Genomic DNA, 14257 nt, shown 5'->3' with positions numbered 1-14257 from the left:
CCTAGAACGGGAACCGGGCGTGGCCCTCCTCCTGGACGGTGATCCACCGCCGCTCGCTGAACGACTCCACGCCGGCCTGGCCGCCGAACTTCCCGTACCCGGACTCCTGGATCCCGCCGAAGGGCGCCTGCGGCTCGTCGGCCACGGACTGGTCGTTGACGTGCACGATGCCGGTCTTCAGCCGCTGTGCCACCGCGATGCCCTCGCCCAGGTTCTCGGTGATGACACCGGCCGTGAGACCGTAGTTGGTGTTGTTGGCGAACTCCACGGCCTCGTCCGGGCCGTCCACCTCGAAGACGGTGGTGACGGCGCCGAAGATCTCGTCGTGGAAGATGTCCATCTCGGGGGTCACGTCCGTGAGGACGGTGGCGGGGACCAGGGAGTTCTCCAGCCGGTGCCCGCCGGCCCGGAGCACGGCGCCCTTGGCCACGGCGTCGTCGACGAGCGCGTACTGCCGTTCGGCCGACCGGGCGTTGACGGCCGGGCCGATCACCGTGCCCGGGTCGGTCGGGTCGCCGGTGGGCAGGTCCTGCACCTTGCGCGCGAAGCGCTCGGTGAACTCCTCGGCGATGCTGCGGTCCACGAGCACCCGGTCCACCGACATGCAGATCTGCCCGGCGTTCATGTAGGCGCCGAAGGCCGCGGCGTCCACGGCGTAGTCGAGGTCCGCGTCCCGGAGCACCACCAGGCTGTTCTTCCCGCCGAGCTCGAGCACCGCCGGCTTCAGGTGCTGCGCGGCGAGGGTGCCGATGGTGCGGCCCACGGCGGTGGAGCCGGTGAAGTTCACGATCCGCACCCGCTGGTCGGAGATCAGCGCGGAGACCACCTCCGCGGCGTCCGCGCGGTCGTTGGTGACCACGTTGAGCACGCCGGCGGGCAGCCCGGCGTCGACCAGGGCGTCGGCCAGGAACAGCCCGCACGCCAGGGGGGCGTCCTCGCTGGGCTTCAGCACCACGGTGTTGCCCACGGCCAGGGGCACGGCGATGGAGCGCATGCCGAGGATGAACGGGGCGTTCCAGGGCGAGATCGCCGCGACCACCCCGTAGGGCCGGCGCACGGACATCGAGCGCACGCCCGGCATGTCGGTGGCGAGCACCTCCCCCTGGGGCAGGGTGGTGGCGCCGGCGGCCTCGCGCAGGATGTTGGCGGCCAGATGGGTGTTGAACTCGGCCCAGCCGCGGACGCCGCCGACCTCCTTGGCCATGATCTCGGCGCCCTGCTCGATGCGCTCCTCCAGCAGGTCGGCCGCGCGCAGGAAGATCCGGCGCCGGGCGCTGGGGGTGGTGCCGGCCCACTCCTCCGCGGCCGACGCCGCGGCGTCGACGGCGCGGGTCACGTCCTCGGGACCGCCGGCGGCGACGGTGGCGAAGACCTCGCCCGTGTAGGGATTGATGTCCTCGGCGGTCCGGCCGCTGAGGGCGGGCACGTGCTCGCCGTCGATGATCAGGTCTCGGGTGATGCTCATGGCGCACCTTTCGCTGGACGTCGTCCCCGGAGAGGGACCTCGCATGACCGCAAGCTTACTTATCACCCGGGGGATCGCCAACGACACCGGCCGGGTGGACGGGGCGGGCCCGGCCGGGGCGCAGAATGGGGCCTGTGGAACTCGTCGTCGTCGCCGCCCTCGCCATCCTCGTGGGCTCGGTGCTCCAGCGCGTCTCGGGCACCGGGGTCGGGCTCGTCGTCGCGCCCACCCTCGCGCTGCTGCTGGGGCCCGCCACCGGGGTGCTCGTCACCAACGCGACCACGACGGTCTCCGGGTTCCTCATCATGCTCTCGGTGTGGCAGCACGTCGACTGGCGGCGCTTCGCACTGATCGCCCCGGCCGCGGCCGTGGGCGCCGTGCCGGCCGCCCTCGTGGTCCGCGAGCTGCCGGCGGCCTGGCTGCAGGTCGTGGTGGGCGGCGTGGTGCTGCTGGCCCTCACCACCATGTTCGGCCTGCCCCGCCTGCCCGACTGGCCGGGACGGCTGCCGACGGTGCTCGCGGGGACCATCGGCGGGTTCTTCAACACCACCGCCGGGGTGGCCGGGCCGGTCATGGTCATCCACTCCCGGCTGGCCCGCTGGGAGCAGCGGTCCTTCGCCGCGACCCTGCAGCCGGTGTTCATGACGATGGGCGCCCTGTCCGTGCTCACCAAGACGCTGCTCGGGGCCGCCGGGACGGGCGGGCTGCCCCCGTGGTGGGTGGCGCCGGGAGTGGTGCTCACCGTGCTGCTGGGCGTGCGGATCGGCGCGGTCGTCGCCCGCCGCGTGCCGCTGAGCGCGGCACGCACCACCGCCCTCGTGCTCGCCGGCCTCGGCGGCGGGGTGACCCTGGTGCGCGGGCTGCTCGGCGTCCTGTGAGCGCCGGGCCGGGCGGCTCAGTCCCCGCGGGCCCGGCGTGTCGCGGCGTCGTTGGCCTTCTGGATGGCCTCGACCAGCTCCTTCTTGGTCATGTAGGAGCGGCCCTCCACGCCGAGCCGCTTCGCCACCTCGTAGAGGTGCTGCTTCGAGGCGTTGGCGTCCACGCCCCCGGCGGTCCGCGCCCCGGAGTCCCGCCCGCCCGCGGCGTGCTCGTCGGAGGGACCGTACTCCTCCTTGGCCTCCCAGTGGTCGCCGACCTTCTCGTGGGTGTGCTTGAGCGCGCTGTAGGCGGTGCGGGCCGCACGCTCCTCGTCGCCGTACTCCTCCATCGCCGAGTCGTAGGTCTTGGCGAAGGTGTCCTGGGCCTTCCGCCCCGAGCGCTGCAGGGTGGAGGGCAGCTCGGACTTCTTGGCGTGGTCGTCCTTGCCGGTCTTCGGCACGGGATGCTCCTTCTGTCGAGGGTTGTCGGGACGCGGCTCAGAAGACGGGCAGGCCCCCGGTGACGCCGAGGACGGTGCCGCTGACGTAGCTCGCCTCGGCCGGGCAGGCCAGGAAGACGTAGGCGCCGGCCAGCTCGGCCGGCTGGGCGATGCGCCCCAAGGGCGTGTCCTCGCCCATGTGCGCCACCGCGGCGGGCTCCTTGGTGGCCGGCTGCAGCGGGGTCCAGACGGGCCCGGGGGCCACGGCGTTGACCCGGACGCCCGCCGGGCCGAGGTCGGCGGCGAGGTTGGCGGTGACGTTGTTGAGGGCAGCCTTCGTGGCGGCGTAGTCGATCATGGTCGCCGACGGGTCGTAGGCCTGCACGGAGGTGGTGTTGATGATGCTGTCGCCGCGCCCCAGGTGCGGCAGCGCCGCCCGGCTGATCCACAGGGTGCCGTAGAGGTTGGTGCGCACGGCACGCTCCAGGTCCTCCGTGCGCAGCCCCTGCAGCCCGGACTCGCCGCGGGCCCAGTGGTAGCCGGCGTTGTTCACCACGACGTTGAGCCCGCCGAGGCCCTCGACCGCGCGGTCCACGATCTCCTGGCAGCTCTGCTCCTCGCGCAGATCCCCCGGCACCAGGACGGCGGTGCGGCCGGCCTTCTCGATCCACCCGACGACGTCCTGGGCGTCCTCCTGCTCCTCGGGCAGGTAGTTGATCGCGACGTCGGCGCCCTCCCGGGCGAAGGCGATGGCCACGGCCCGGCCGATCCCGGAGTCCCCGCCGGTGATCAGCGCCTTGAGCCCCTCGAGCCGGCCGCGGCCCTGCCAGGAGGACTCCCCGTGGTCGGGCACGGGGTCCATGGCCGCGGTCAGACCCGGCGGGGTCTGCTGCTGCTCGGGCATCCCGCCCTCGTCGTCGGCCATCGACCGGGCGTGCTGCGAGACGGGTCCTTCGGGCATGACGGGCTCCTTCGATCAGGTTGCTTACGGTTCCTCTGCTCCCACCCTAGGAGTCGCGGCCGGTGTTGTCTGCCCCCGGGGCCCACAAAGTTGCGCTCCGCGGATGGACGTCCCTCGACGCTCCGCGAGTTCCGTTGATAGGTTCGCGGCACGCCCTGCCCCGCGCACCGCCCGGTGCGCCGCCGACCCGGGAGAGACCGCATGAGCCCCGACATCAAGCCCCGCAGCCGTCAGGTGACCGACGGCCTCGACGCCACCGCCAGCCGCGGAATGCTCCGCGCCGTGGGCATGGGAGACGCCGACTGGGAGAAGCCCCAGGTGGGCATCGCCAGCTCCTGGAACGAGATCACCCCCTGCAACCTGTCCCTGGACCGGCTCGCCCAGGGCGCCAAGGAGGGCGTCCACGCCGGCGGCGGGTACCCGCTGCAGTTCGGCACGATCTCCGTCTCGGACGGGATCTCCATGGGCCACCAGGGGATGCACTTCTCGCTGGTCTCCCGCGAGGTCATCGCCGACTCGGTGGAGACCGTGATGCAGGCTGAGCGCCTCGACGGCTCCGTGCTGCTGGCCGGCTGCGACAAGTCCCTGCCCGGCATGCTCATGGCCGCCGCCCGCCTGGACCTGGCCTCCGTGTTCCTCTACGCCGGGACCATCGCCCCGGGGTGGGTGAAGCTGACGGACGGGACCGAGAAGGACGTCACCCTGATCGACGCCTTCGAGGCCGTGGGCGCGTGCAAGGCCGGGCTCATGGGCCGGCAGGACCTGGACCGGATCGAGCGGGCCATCTGCCCCGGTGAGGGCGCCTGCGGCGGAATGTACACGGCCAACACGATGGCGTCCGTGGCCGAGGCCCTCGGGATGAGCCTGCCCGGCTCCGCCGCCCCGCCCTCGGCGGACCGGCGGCGCGACCAGTTCGCCCACCGCTCCGGGGAGGCCGTCGTCGAGATGCTCCGCCAGGGCATCACGGCCCGGGACATCCTCACCCGGGAGGCCTTCGAGAACGCGATCACGGTGCTCATGGCCCTCGGCGGGTCCACCAACGCCGTCCTGCACCTGCTCGCCATCGCGCACGAGGCGGGGGTCGAGCTCTCCCTGGAGGACTTCGACCGGATCGGCGACCGCGTCCCGCACCTGGCCGACGTCAAGCCGTTCGGCCGCTACGTGATGAACGACGTCGACCGCCACGGCGGCATCCCGGTGGTCATGAAGGCCCTGCTCGACGCCGGGCTGCTGCACGGCGGTGTCCTCACCGTCACCGGGCGGACGCTCGCCGAGAACCTCGCGGTGATCGACCCCGACCCGGTGGACGGGGAGGTCATCCGCACCCTCGACAACCCGATCCACCGCACCGGCGGCATCACGATCCTGCACGGGTCCCTGGCCCCGGAGGGGGCCGTGGTGAAGTCGGCCGGGTTCGACGCCGAGGCCTTCGAGGGTCCCGCCAGCGTGTTCGAGCGCGAGCAGGCGGCGATGGACGCCCTGGAGGCGGGGCGGATCACGGCCGGGGACGTGCTGGTCATCCGCTACGAGGGGCCCAAGGGCGGGCCCGGGATGCGGGAGATGCTGGCCATCACCGGCGCGATCAAGGGCGCGGGCCTGGGCAAGGACGTCCTGCTGCTCACGGACGGCCGCTTCTCCGGCGGGACCACCGGCCTGTGCATCGGCCACATCGCGCCGGAGGCGGTCGACGGCGGACCGGTCGCCCTCGTGCGCGACGGCGACCGGATCCGGGTGGACCTCACCACCCGCCGCCTCGACCTGCAGGTGGACGAGGAGGAGCTGGCCCGGCGCCGCAGCGGATGGGCCCCGCTGCCCCCGCAGTACGAGGGCGGGGTGCTGGGCAAGTACGCCAAGCTGGTGCGCTCGGCCTCGGTCGGGGCGGTCACCGGCTGAGCACGCCGGGCGCTCCGGCTGCCGGCACGTGCAGGGCCCCCCGACCGCAGTGCGGTCGGGGGGCCCTGCACGTGCCCGCGGGTCCTAGACCGCACCACCGGCGGGACGGCCGTCGGTGCGTCCGGAGGTCGGGTCGACGTCCACGTCCGCGTCCACGGCGGGATCGGTCAGCGCGGGACCGGTGGGCGCGACCGGGGGGACCTCGCCGGGCACGGCCGTCTCGGGGGCCACCGGCGTGACCGTGGGGGTCGTGGGGGCCGGAGGCGCATCCGCCTCGAAGGTGACCGGCTCCGTGTCCTCGTCGGAGTCCTTCTTCTTGGCGGCCGCGGCGGCACCGGCGGCGGCCACGCCGGCGGCGGCGACGCCCGCGGCGACCACCTTGCCGGAGATCCCGGCCTTGCCGTCGTCACCGCGGGAGGCGGCGGCGGCCTCGACGCCGGGGGTGCCGACGGGGGCGCCCTCGTCGACCGAGCCGCGCCACGCCCCGGTGGCGTACCCCTCGTCCTCGATGAACTTCTTGAACCGCTCGAGGTCGCCCTCGGCCTGGTTCTCCACCACGTTGAGCTTGTCCCCGGCCTTCTCCACGAGACCCTCGGGCTCGTACTCCAGGACGAGGTGCACCTCGGTCCGGCCGTTGCCGGCGTCGTGGAACATCACGGTGCCGGCGTTGGTGGCTCCCTCGGTGGCGGCCCAGGAGACCCGGCTGTCCGGGACCTGGTCGACGATCCGCGCCTCCCACTGGCGGCGGACGCCGCCGATCTCGGCGACCCACTCGAGCCGGGAGTCGCTCAGCTGGCGGACGCTCTTGACGCCGTTCATGAACTGGGGGAAGTCCTCGAACTGCGTCCACTGGTTGTACACCGTGCTCAGGGGCACGTCGACCACAACGGTTTTCTCGACCTTGGTGCTCATGGCATCTCCTTCGATCTGTCTCGTCGGTCCGGGATGGCGAACGACTGCGAATTCGCCAGTGTGCTTACGGTACCCCTCCGGTCCGGCAGATGGCCAGCACTCAGGCGCCCTCCGCCAGCAGCGGCGCCACCCGGTACGGGATGACGGTGCGCAGGAACATGCTCGTGGAGGTCCGCAGGATCCCGGGGCACAGCCGGATCTCCTCGGAGACCCGGTAGAGGTCCTCGGGGTCCTTCGCCACCACCCGGCACAGCAGGTCCGTCTGCCCGGCCGGGGCGAACACCTCGATGACCTGCGCGATGGCCTGCAGCCCGGCGATCGCCTGGTCCAGCTGGTGCTGGTCCAGCTCCACCGCCACGCTGGCGGCCAGGCCGTAGCCCAGTGCGGCGGGCGTCACCCGGGTGCTGTGCGGGCGCAGCGCACCCCCGGTCCGGTACCGCTCGAGCCGGGCGTGGATGGTGCCGCGCGCCAGCCCGGTGCGCTGGGCCAGGGCGAGCACGGTCATGCGCGGGTCCTCGTCCAGGGCCGCCAGGATCCTCCGGTCCGTCGCGTCCAGTCCGGCGCCCCCGGCCCCGGAGTTCGTCATGCTGACCACCGTCACTCCTCCACGCAGCCCGTTCTTGGTCGTTCTGATCAACTTGAGACTAGACGTTTGCGCAGGGTGTCGTGGAGGTTGTGAACTGATGATCACACGGTGCACCAGCTGATCGGCGACGGCGCACCCGACCGGCGCAGGCCGCCCACGAGGCGTCCCGCGCCCGAACCGCTCACCACCCCGCAGCGGCAGGTCCTCCCGGCCCGCGGGAGCTCCCCGGAGCTCCCGCGGGCCGAGCACCTCCCGGGTCCGCTCAGCGGCGCCCGGCCACCGACCGTCGGCAGGCGGGTTAGGGCGCCACCAGGACCCGGACGGTGCTGAGCACGACGGCGGCGACGCCGATCCGCGCGAACCCGCCGTCCGTCCGGCCGCGCTCAGGCCCCGGGCGGCACGGTGCGCGCGAACCCGTCGCCCGTCCGGCCGCGCTCAGGCCCCGGGCGGCACGGTGCGCGCGAACGCGGCCTGGGTCCGGACGGGGACGAAGCCCACGGAGCGGTAGAGCGCGTCGGCGCGCGTGGGGTTCGCGGTGTCCACGGTCAGCTCCATCGTGGCCCACGCCCCGTCCGCCGCGGCGGCGGCCACGGCGCCCAGCAGCACCGCCCGCGCCAGCCCCCGGCCGCGGGCCTCCTGCCGCGTGCCCACGAGGTCCACGTAGAGGACGCCCTCGCGCCACTGGCTCACGACGCAGTAGGCCAGGATCCGGCCGCCGGGCTCCCGGACCACCCGCCACAGGTCCTTGCGGGCGCTGCGGGCGCCCACCAGGTCCGCCCAGGCCTCCGGCGACCGCGCCGTGGAGCCCCAGTGGGTCGAGAAGGCGTCGTTGTGCGCGAGCCGCAGCTCCTCGGCCAGGGCGTCCTCGTACGGCTCGGCGCGGGCGTCGAGCGGGCCTGGGGGCGGACCGGGCAGCGGCCGTTCCATGTCGGTGAACCACCGCGCCGGGGCGTAGCCGCGTCCGGCGAGGAAGGTCCGGGCCTCCGCGCCGTCGATCCCGCCCGAGGCGGAGAGCTGCACGGCGGCGCCCGGGTGGCGCCGGCCGGCGATCCCCAGGGCGCGCGGCTCCATGCGCTCGAACAGCGCGGTGGCGATGCCCCGGCCGCGCCACCGCGGGTGCACCCCGCCGCCGAGGTGCGCGCGGGCCAGGCCCTCGGCGGTCAGGGCCGTGCTCACGTGCACCTGCCCGTAGGCCACCAGGGTGCGGCCGGCCCAGACGCCCCAGGTGTCCGCGGCGGCGTCCACGCCGGCCTGGACGAGCTCCTCGGCCAGGTCGTCGGGCTCATAGGTCTCCCCGGTGCCGTCCGCCGCGGCCAGCGCGCGGATCAGCGCGGACCACGCGGGCGTGTCCTGGAGGGTCAGCGGGCGGAAGGTCGGGTCCGTGTCGCGGGTCACAGCACGGACGCTAGCCGATCCGCGGCCCTTCCGGGCGCATCCGGCGGGTGCGGCAGGACCGGGCCGCGCCGCTGCGGGGCTCAGTCGTCCCAGCCCTCCTGCGGGGTGGCGCAGGACTCCCGGAAGACGTACTGGGAGATCCGCCGCCGCTCGCGGGAGGACCAGTCGATCGCGGGCCGGCGGTGCGCCTCCGGCACGTAGCCGAGGCGGTAGACGGCCATGAGCTCGAGCTCCTCGGGCACCTCCAGCAGCTCCACGATCTCGGCCCACCGGGCCGGGGCCTCCATGGGGAAAGAGACGAACTGGATGCCCATGCCCAGCTCCACCGTGGTGAGCCAGAGGTTCTCCATCGCCGCGCCCATCGAGAACAGCGAGTAGAACCCGGAGAGCTCCCCGGGCCGGTACTCGCGGCGGTCGAGCATCACGCCCAGCAGCAGCGGCGCCCCGGCGACGAGCTTGTGGTTCTCCGAGCCCAGCGTCTGCGGCACCCGCAGCCGGTTCATCATGGCCTGCCCGCCCGGGGTGAACGCCTTCTTGGTGAACGGGCGCAGCACGGCGGGGAGCTTGTCGAAGAGCATCCCGAAGCGCTGCTCCTCCATCTCCTGCTTGCTGAAGCGGAAGTAGCGCTTGTACCGGTCGAAGAACGTCCCCTCCGCCATCACCTGGGTCATGGACTCGGCACTGATCCGGGCGATCCGGTCGATGGTCCCCCGGTCCTCGATCAGCACGAAGCGCCACGGCTGGCTGTTGAACTGGGAGGGCGCCGCCGCGGCGGTGCGCAGCAGCAGCCGCTGGTGCTCCGGGGACACCGGGTCCGGCAGGAACGGCCCGTTGGTGGTGCGGCGGTTGAAGACGACGTCGAGGAACTCCATGTGCTCTCCGGTTCGGTCGGTGCGGTCAGCGCGCGCGGTCGGCGCGGGCTCGGATCAGGGCGGTGGCGTAGAACGGCGCCGCGGACAGTGCCGCCACGGCGTGCCGGCGCGGGTGGCCCTGGGCGGGCGTGCCCACGTGCGGCAGGGCGGCCAGCGGCAGCAGCGCCGGCGCCAGCGCACGGGCGGCCGCCCGCCGCGCGGCGGAGGACGAGCCGGCGCCGAGCAGCGTGGCCAGGGCCGTCGTCGTCGTCGTGGCGATGTAGAGGGCGTGGTGGATCCAGCGGAACCGGCCCGTGTGCACGAGCCCGGCCCCCACGGAGGCCCCCAGCGCGGCGTTGGCCGCCCAGCACGCGCTCGCCAGGCCGATCCACGGCCCGGGCGGCGGGCCCGAGGCCCGCACGGTGTCTCCCACGGGACTCCCCTTCCGGTCTCCCCTCCGGCACCGGACGGGAGGCCCAGTCTAGTGACGCCCGGGCGCGAGGGCTCCGCGGCGCCGCTCCTTGGCGAAACGTGCCGGGTCGCACGAGAATGGGCAGATGCTCCGCTTCGCCCCGCACCCGCGCCCCGACCTCTCCCGGCGGGACTCCGGGCTGCAGGAGCTCATGGACGACCCCGACTGCGACCTCGGCGCCCTGCGGCGCACCTACGCGCGCTTCGAGGCGATCAACTTCCTGCTCGCCGGGTGGTCGGCCGCCTACCGGCGGCGGATCCGCCCGCTGGCCGTCCCCGGCCGGCCCCTGACCGTCCTCGACGTGGGCTCCGGCGGCGGGGACGTCGCCCGGGCCCTGGCCCGCTGGGCGCACCGGGACGGCGTCGACCTGCGGGTCACGGGCGTGGACCCGGACGCCCGCGCCCACGAGTGGGCGGTGGCGCGCACCGCCCGCTGGTCGGCCCGGCGGACGCACCTGACGCCACCGGCCTTCCGGCGCACCACCAGCCGCGAGCTCGTCGCGGCGGGCGAGACCTTCGACGTGGTGGTCTCCAACCACCTGCTCCACCACCTGGCCCCGGAGCAGGTGCGGGGCCTCGTGGCGGACTCGGAGCGGCTGGCCCGCCGCCTCGTGGTGCACAACGACCTGGTGCGCAGCCCCGCGGCCTACCGGCTGTACTCGGTGGGCGTCCTGCCCCTGGCCCCGGGCTCCTTCCTGCGCACCGACGGGCTGCGCTCCCTGCGCCGGGCCTACGTCCCCGACGAGCTGCGCGCGCTGGCCGGGCCGGGCTGGGAGGTCCGCCCGGGCACGTTCGCCTACCAGCAGCTGGTGCGCGCGCGTTCACTTCCGGTTCAGCCGAGTGGCGCACCCTGACAGCGACGACCACACGAGCGGGCCGGACCGGCCCGGGAACGGAGACCACGTGAAGATCGCGATCCTCGGAGGCGACGGCTTCTGCGGCTGGCCCGCCGCACTGCACCTGTCGGCCCGGGGCCACGACGTGCTCGTCGTCGACAACTTCTCCCGGCGCGCCATCGACGCCGACCTCGGCACCGAGTCGCTGACCCCCATCCGCGACCTGGACGAGCGCCGCGCGGCGTGGGCGGAGGTCACCGGCCGCAGGATCGACGCCGCGGAGCTCGACCTGGCCCAGGACTACGAGGAGTTCCTCGGGCTGCTGCGCAGCGAGCGCCCGGACGCCGTGGTGCACTTCGCGGAGCAGCGGGCCGCGCCCTTCTCCATGAAGACCCCCCGGACGAAGCGCTACACGGTGGACAACAACGTCAACGCCACGCACAACGTGCTGTGCGCGATCGTGGAGTCCGGTCTGGACGTCCACCTGGTGCACCTGGGCACCATGGGCGTCTACGGGTACGGCACCGCCGGGATGCAGATCCCCGAGGGCTACCTGGACGTGGAGGTCCCCGGCCCGCACGGCAACGTCCCCCAGGAGATCCTCTACCCCTCCAACCCCGGCTCCCTCTACCACATGACCAAGGTGCTGGACCAGACCATGTTCGCGTTCTACGCCAAGAACGACGGGCTGCGGATCACCGACCTGCACCAGGGCATCATCTGGGGCACCAGCACCGTGGAGACGGCGCTCGACGAGCGGCTGGTCAACCGCTTCGACTACGACGGCGACTACGGCACCGTGCTCAACCGGTTCCTGGTCCAGGCGGCGGTCGGCCATCCGCTGACGGTGCACGGCACCGGGGGGCAGACCCGGGCGTTCATCCACATCCAGGACATGGTCCGGTGCGTCGAGCTGGCCCTGGCGCACCCCCCGGCGGCCGGGGACCGGGTGAAGATCTTCAACCAGATGACCGAGACCCACCGGGTCCGCGACCTCGCCCAGCTGGTCTCCGAGCTCACCGGCGCGCAGGTCGAGACGGTGCCCAACCCCCGCCAGGAGTCCGCGGAGAACGACCTGCACGTGGTCAACGAGGCCTTCCTGAGCCTGGGCCTGCAGCCCACGACCCTCTCGGAGGGTCTGCTCCTGGAGGTCGAGCAGACGGCCGAGCGCTGGGCGCACCGCGTGGACCTCTACCGGATCCCGGCGACCTCCGTGTGGAACGGGCGGCGCCGGCCGGGCGTCCCCGCCTCGGCGTCCCGCCCGGCGCCGGTGGGCGCCTGAGCCGGCGGATGCGGATCGCGCTGTTCACGGACGTCTTCCTGCCCAACGTCGACGGGGTGGTGACCCGGCTGCTGCGCACCCTCGACGAGCTCGGCGACCTCGGCCACGAGGTCCTGGTGCTCACCCCGGGGCGGCCGCCGGAGGCGTACGGGCCGCACCGGGTGGTCCGGGCCCGGTCCGTCACCTTTCCCTGGTACCCCGACATCCGGGGCGGGCTGCCCACCCCGGCGGCCGAGCGCGCCGTGACGGCGTTCCGCCCGGACGTGGTGCACGCGGTGAACCCGGTGTGGTTCGGCGCCTGGGGCGCCCTCTCGGCCCGGTGCCGGGACCTGCCGCTGCTGGCCTCCTTCCACACCGACGTGCCGCAGTACATGAGCGCCCTCGGCCTCGGACCCCTGCGCGGGGGTGTGGAGCGGTGGATCCGCGCCACCCACAACCTGGCCCGGGTCAACCTGTGCACGTCCGGGCCGATGCTCGAGCGGGCCGCCGGGATGGGCGTGCGGGACCTCGCGCTGTGGCCCAAGGGCGTGGACACCCGGCTCTTCTCGCCCGCGAAGGCCTCCCCCGCCGTGCGCCGGCGCCTCACCGGCGGGCACCCGGAGGAGCGGCTGGTGCTCTCCGTGGGGCGGCTGTCCAAGGAGAAGAACCTCGAGGCCCTGCTCGAGCCGATCCGGCGGTTGCCGGGCACCCGGCTCGCCGTGGTCGGCACGGGCCCGCACCGGGCGGAGCTCGAGCGGCGCTTCGCCGGCACCCCGACGACCTTCGTCGGGCCGCTGGCCGGGGAGGAGCTCGCCGCCGCCTATGCGTCCGCGGACGTGTTCGCGTTCCCGTCCACCACCGAGACCCTCGGTCTGGTGGCCCTGGAGTCCCTGGCCAGCGGGGTGCCGGTGGTCGGCGCCCGGGCCGGCGGCATCCCGTTCGCGGTCGCCGACGGGCGGACGGGTCTGCTCGCCGCCCCCGGCAGCGCCGACGAGCTCACGGCGCACCTCACCCGGCTGCTCGGCGACGACGCGCTGCGCGCCCGCATGGGCGCGGCCGGCCGCGCCGACGCCGAGGGGCACGGCTGGCGGGCCGCGACGGAGGCGCTCGTGGGCTTCTACGACCAGACGGTCGAACGGCACCGGACCCGCCGGGAGCGGCCCGGCCGCGGTGTCCCCGGGGGCGTGTCCCGGGGAGCCCGGACACGCCCCCGGTCCCGGACGCGGCGCTGACGGCCCGGCCGGGGGCGCCGGCGCGGCCCCGGCCGGGGCCCCACCGGCCGGGGCCTTCACTATTGCCAACAAGTGCTACCGGCACGTAGTTTGACGGCACAGCAGTCCTTCGGCCGCCGCCCAGGCGCCCTACCGCTCGGCGGGGCCCCTGCGAGCCGCCGCGCGACCAGCAGCACGACGTCTCCTGTCGCCTCCGCCACCGCGCGCGGACGGGTGACGCCGGAGGGGTCCTGCCGCGCGCTGCAGCCCGCGGGACCGGCCCGGGGCCACGACCGGATTCAGGAGACACACGAGATGACCGCTGCCAAGACCTGGGCCGCCGCGGGGTCCGCGGCCACGATGCTGGTGGGGGGCCTCGTCCTGGGCGCCCCGGCCGCCGTCGCCGCACCCGGCGACGCCGCCTGCCTGCAGGCCACGAGCCAGCTCGACGCCGCGCTGGCCGGCGCCGGCATCACCCCCGACGCCATCATGTCCCTCGACCGGACCGCGGACGCCGTGGCCACCGCCGAGGCGCAGTACACCGCGCTGGTGGTGAACGCGGGCGGTCCGAGCTTGGCGGAGCTCCAGGCCGCCGCGACGGCGCTGGCGGCGGCCCAGGAGTCCGGTGACCCGGTGGCCCTGGCCCAGGCAGAGGCCACGATCGCCGAGCTGGACGCGGCGCTGGCCGCCGCCCTCGGCACCGTGGACCCCGCCGCCCTCGAGGCGGCGGTCGTCGAGACCGGCGCGGCGTTCGACGCGCTCCTGGCGGAGCTGGTGCTCGACGAGGCGACCGTCGACCAGCTCCTCGTGCTGCTGGAGCAGGCCGTCGTGGCCTGCGAGGGCGGGCTCGGCCAGCTCCCCGTCGGTGCCCCCGTGGCCCCGGCACCCGCCGCCCCGGTGGAGGCCGCTCCCGTGGTGGGAGCTCCCGTGGTGGAGGCTCCCGCCGAGACCGCTCCGGTGGCCGTCAACCCGGGGCTCAACATGCAGACCGCGGCCGCGGAGCCGGCCGAGGGGCCGGGCACGGGCCTGCTGGCCGCTCTGTTCGCCGCCGGGGCGGCGCTGTCGGCAGCGGCCGTGCTGCGGCTGCGCCGGCGCGGCCGGGCCTGAACCGTACGGCC

General features: G+C 74.5%; 14 protein-coding genes. 6 read left to right on the top strand and 8 right to left on the bottom strand.

What is annotated here, in order from left to right; all coding sequences use genetic code 11:
* Position 1: 1 nt before the first annotated feature.
* Entirely contained in the window at positions 2-1465 is a 1464-nt protein-coding gene (locus tag BJF77_RS11005; protein ID WP_075872188.1) for an aldehyde dehydrogenase family protein, read from the bottom strand.
* Between the two features lie 125 nt (positions 1466-1590).
* Between BJF77_RS11005 and BJF77_RS11000 the strand changes: the two genes are divergently transcribed.
* The gene (locus tag BJF77_RS11000) at positions 1591-2343 is read left to right on the top strand and encodes a TSUP family transporter (protein ID WP_047801590.1); all 753 of its coding nucleotides are present in this window, start codon (positions 1591-1593) and stop codon (positions 2341-2343) included.
* 17 nt (positions 2344-2360) lie between these two features.
* Here BJF77_RS11000 and BJF77_RS10995 read toward each other — a convergent pair whose 3' ends face one another.
* Together BJF77_RS10995 and BJF77_RS10990 are read right to left on the bottom strand one after the other, a co-directional pair.
* Positions 2361-2783, bottom strand: a complete 423-nt coding sequence (locus tag BJF77_RS10995) for a ChaB family protein (protein WP_047801589.1) — start codon at positions 2781-2783, stop codon at positions 2361-2363.
* A gap of 37 nt (positions 2784-2820) precedes the next feature.
* Positions 2821-3723, bottom strand: coding sequence for an SDR family oxidoreductase (locus tag BJF77_RS10990; protein ID WP_047801588.1), 903 nt, complete (start codon positions 3721-3723; stop codon positions 2821-2823).
* A 201-nt stretch (positions 3724-3924) separates the two neighbouring features.
* Here BJF77_RS10990 and ilvD point away from each other — a divergent pair, with 201 nt between their 5' ends.
* Positions 3925-5616, top strand: a complete 1692-nt coding sequence (gene ilvD, locus BJF77_RS10985; protein WP_075872187.1) for a dihydroxy-acid dehydratase — start codon at positions 3925-3927, stop codon at positions 5614-5616.
* 84 nt (positions 5617-5700) lie between these two features.
* On the opposite strand, the gene BJF77_RS10980 is transcribed toward ilvD, so the two are convergent.
* From BJF77_RS10980 to BJF77_RS10960, 5 genes are all read right to left on the bottom strand, one after another.
* Positions 5701-6528 (bottom strand): SRPBCC family protein, encoded by an 828-nt coding sequence (locus BJF77_RS10980; RefSeq protein WP_075872186.1) that lies wholly within the window; start codon positions 6526-6528, stop codon positions 5701-5703.
* Between the two features lie 100 nt (positions 6529-6628).
* Positions 6629-7114 (bottom strand): Lrp/AsnC family transcriptional regulator, encoded by a 486-nt coding sequence (locus BJF77_RS10975; protein WP_047801664.1) that lies wholly within the window; start codon positions 7112-7114, stop codon positions 6629-6631.
* Positions 7115-7549: 435 nt separating this feature from the next.
* Entirely contained in the window at positions 7550-8509 is a 960-nt protein-coding gene (locus tag BJF77_RS10970; protein ID WP_075872185.1) for a GNAT family N-acetyltransferase, read from the bottom strand.
* Positions 8510-8589: 80 nt separating this feature from the next.
* Positions 8590-9381 (bottom strand): nitroreductase family protein, encoded by a 792-nt coding sequence (locus BJF77_RS10965; RefSeq protein WP_047801585.1) that lies wholly within the window; start codon positions 9379-9381, stop codon positions 8590-8592.
* A gap of 25 nt (positions 9382-9406) precedes the next feature.
* On the bottom strand, positions 9407-9793 hold the full coding sequence (locus BJF77_RS10960) for a hypothetical protein (RefSeq protein WP_255396226.1): 387 nt from the start codon (positions 9791-9793) through the stop codon (positions 9407-9409).
* A gap of 124 nt (positions 9794-9917) precedes the next feature.
* Between BJF77_RS10960 and BJF77_RS10955 the strand changes: the two genes are divergently transcribed.
* From BJF77_RS10955 to BJF77_RS10940, 4 genes are all read left to right on the top strand, one after another.
* Positions 9918-10685, top strand: a complete 768-nt coding sequence (locus BJF77_RS10955) for a methyltransferase domain-containing protein (RefSeq protein ID WP_047801584.1) — start codon at positions 9918-9920, stop codon at positions 10683-10685.
* A gap of 49 nt (positions 10686-10734) precedes the next feature.
* Positions 10735-11949, top strand: coding sequence for an NAD-dependent epimerase/dehydratase family protein (locus BJF77_RS10950; RefSeq protein WP_075872184.1), 1215 nt, complete (start codon positions 10735-10737; stop codon positions 11947-11949).
* An 8-nt stretch (positions 11950-11957) separates the two neighbouring features.
* Positions 11958-13160, top strand: a complete 1203-nt coding sequence (locus BJF77_RS10945; RefSeq protein ID WP_075872240.1) for a glycosyltransferase family 1 protein — start codon at positions 11958-11960, stop codon at positions 13158-13160.
* Between the two features lie 294 nt (positions 13161-13454).
* Complete coding sequence (locus BJF77_RS10940) at positions 13455-14246, top strand: hypothetical protein (protein WP_075872183.1); 792 nt, start codon at positions 13455-13457, stop codon at positions 14244-14246.
* The last annotated feature ends 11 nt before the right edge of the window (positions 14247-14257 follow it).

The sequence above is a fragment of the Kocuria sp. CNJ-770 genome (assembly GCF_001942375.1).
Lineage (GTDB): Bacteria > Actinomycetota > Actinomycetes > Actinomycetales > Micrococcaceae > Kocuria > Kocuria oceani.
Note: the sequence above shows the minus strand (reverse complement) of the source record. Positions and strands in the feature narration are given on the sequence as shown.

What these genes read in the sequence shown, in the direction of transcription:
- BJF77_RS11005 (WP_075872188.1), bottom strand. Translation starts at nt 1,465, where the DNA reads ATGAGCATCACCCGAGACCTGATCATCGACGGCGAGCACGTGCCCGCC.
- BJF77_RS11000 (WP_047801590.1), top strand. Translation starts at nt 1,591, where the DNA reads ATGGGGCCTGTGGAACTCGTCGTCGTCGCCGCCCTCGCCATCCTCGTG.
- BJF77_RS10990 (WP_047801588.1), bottom strand. Translation starts at nt 3,723, where the DNA reads ATGCCCGAAGGACCCGTCTCGCAGCACGCCCGGTCGATGGCCGACGAC.
- ilvD (WP_075872187.1), top strand. Translation starts at nt 3,925, where the DNA reads ATGAGCCCCGACATCAAGCCCCGCAGCCGTCAGGTGACCGACGGCCTC.
- BJF77_RS10980 (WP_075872186.1), bottom strand. Translation starts at nt 6,528, where the DNA reads ATGAGCACCAAGGTCGAGAAAACCGTTGTGGTCGACGTGCCCCTGAGC.
- BJF77_RS10975 (WP_047801664.1), bottom strand. Translation starts at nt 7,114, where the DNA reads ATGACGAACTCCGGGGCCGGGGGCGCCGGACTGGACGCGACGGACCGG.
- BJF77_RS10965 (WP_047801585.1), bottom strand. Translation starts at nt 9,381, where the DNA reads ATGGAGTTCCTCGACGTCGTCTTCAACCGCCGCACCACCAACGGGCCG.
- BJF77_RS10955 (WP_047801584.1), top strand. Translation starts at nt 9,918, where the DNA reads ATGCTCCGCTTCGCCCCGCACCCGCGCCCCGACCTCTCCCGGCGGGAC.
- BJF77_RS10945 (WP_075872240.1), top strand. Translation starts at nt 11,958, where the DNA reads ATGCGGATCGCGCTGTTCACGGACGTCTTCCTGCCCAACGTCGACGGG.
- BJF77_RS10940 (WP_075872183.1), top strand. Translation starts at nt 13,455, where the DNA reads ATGACCGCTGCCAAGACCTGGGCCGCCGCGGGGTCCGCGGCCACGATG.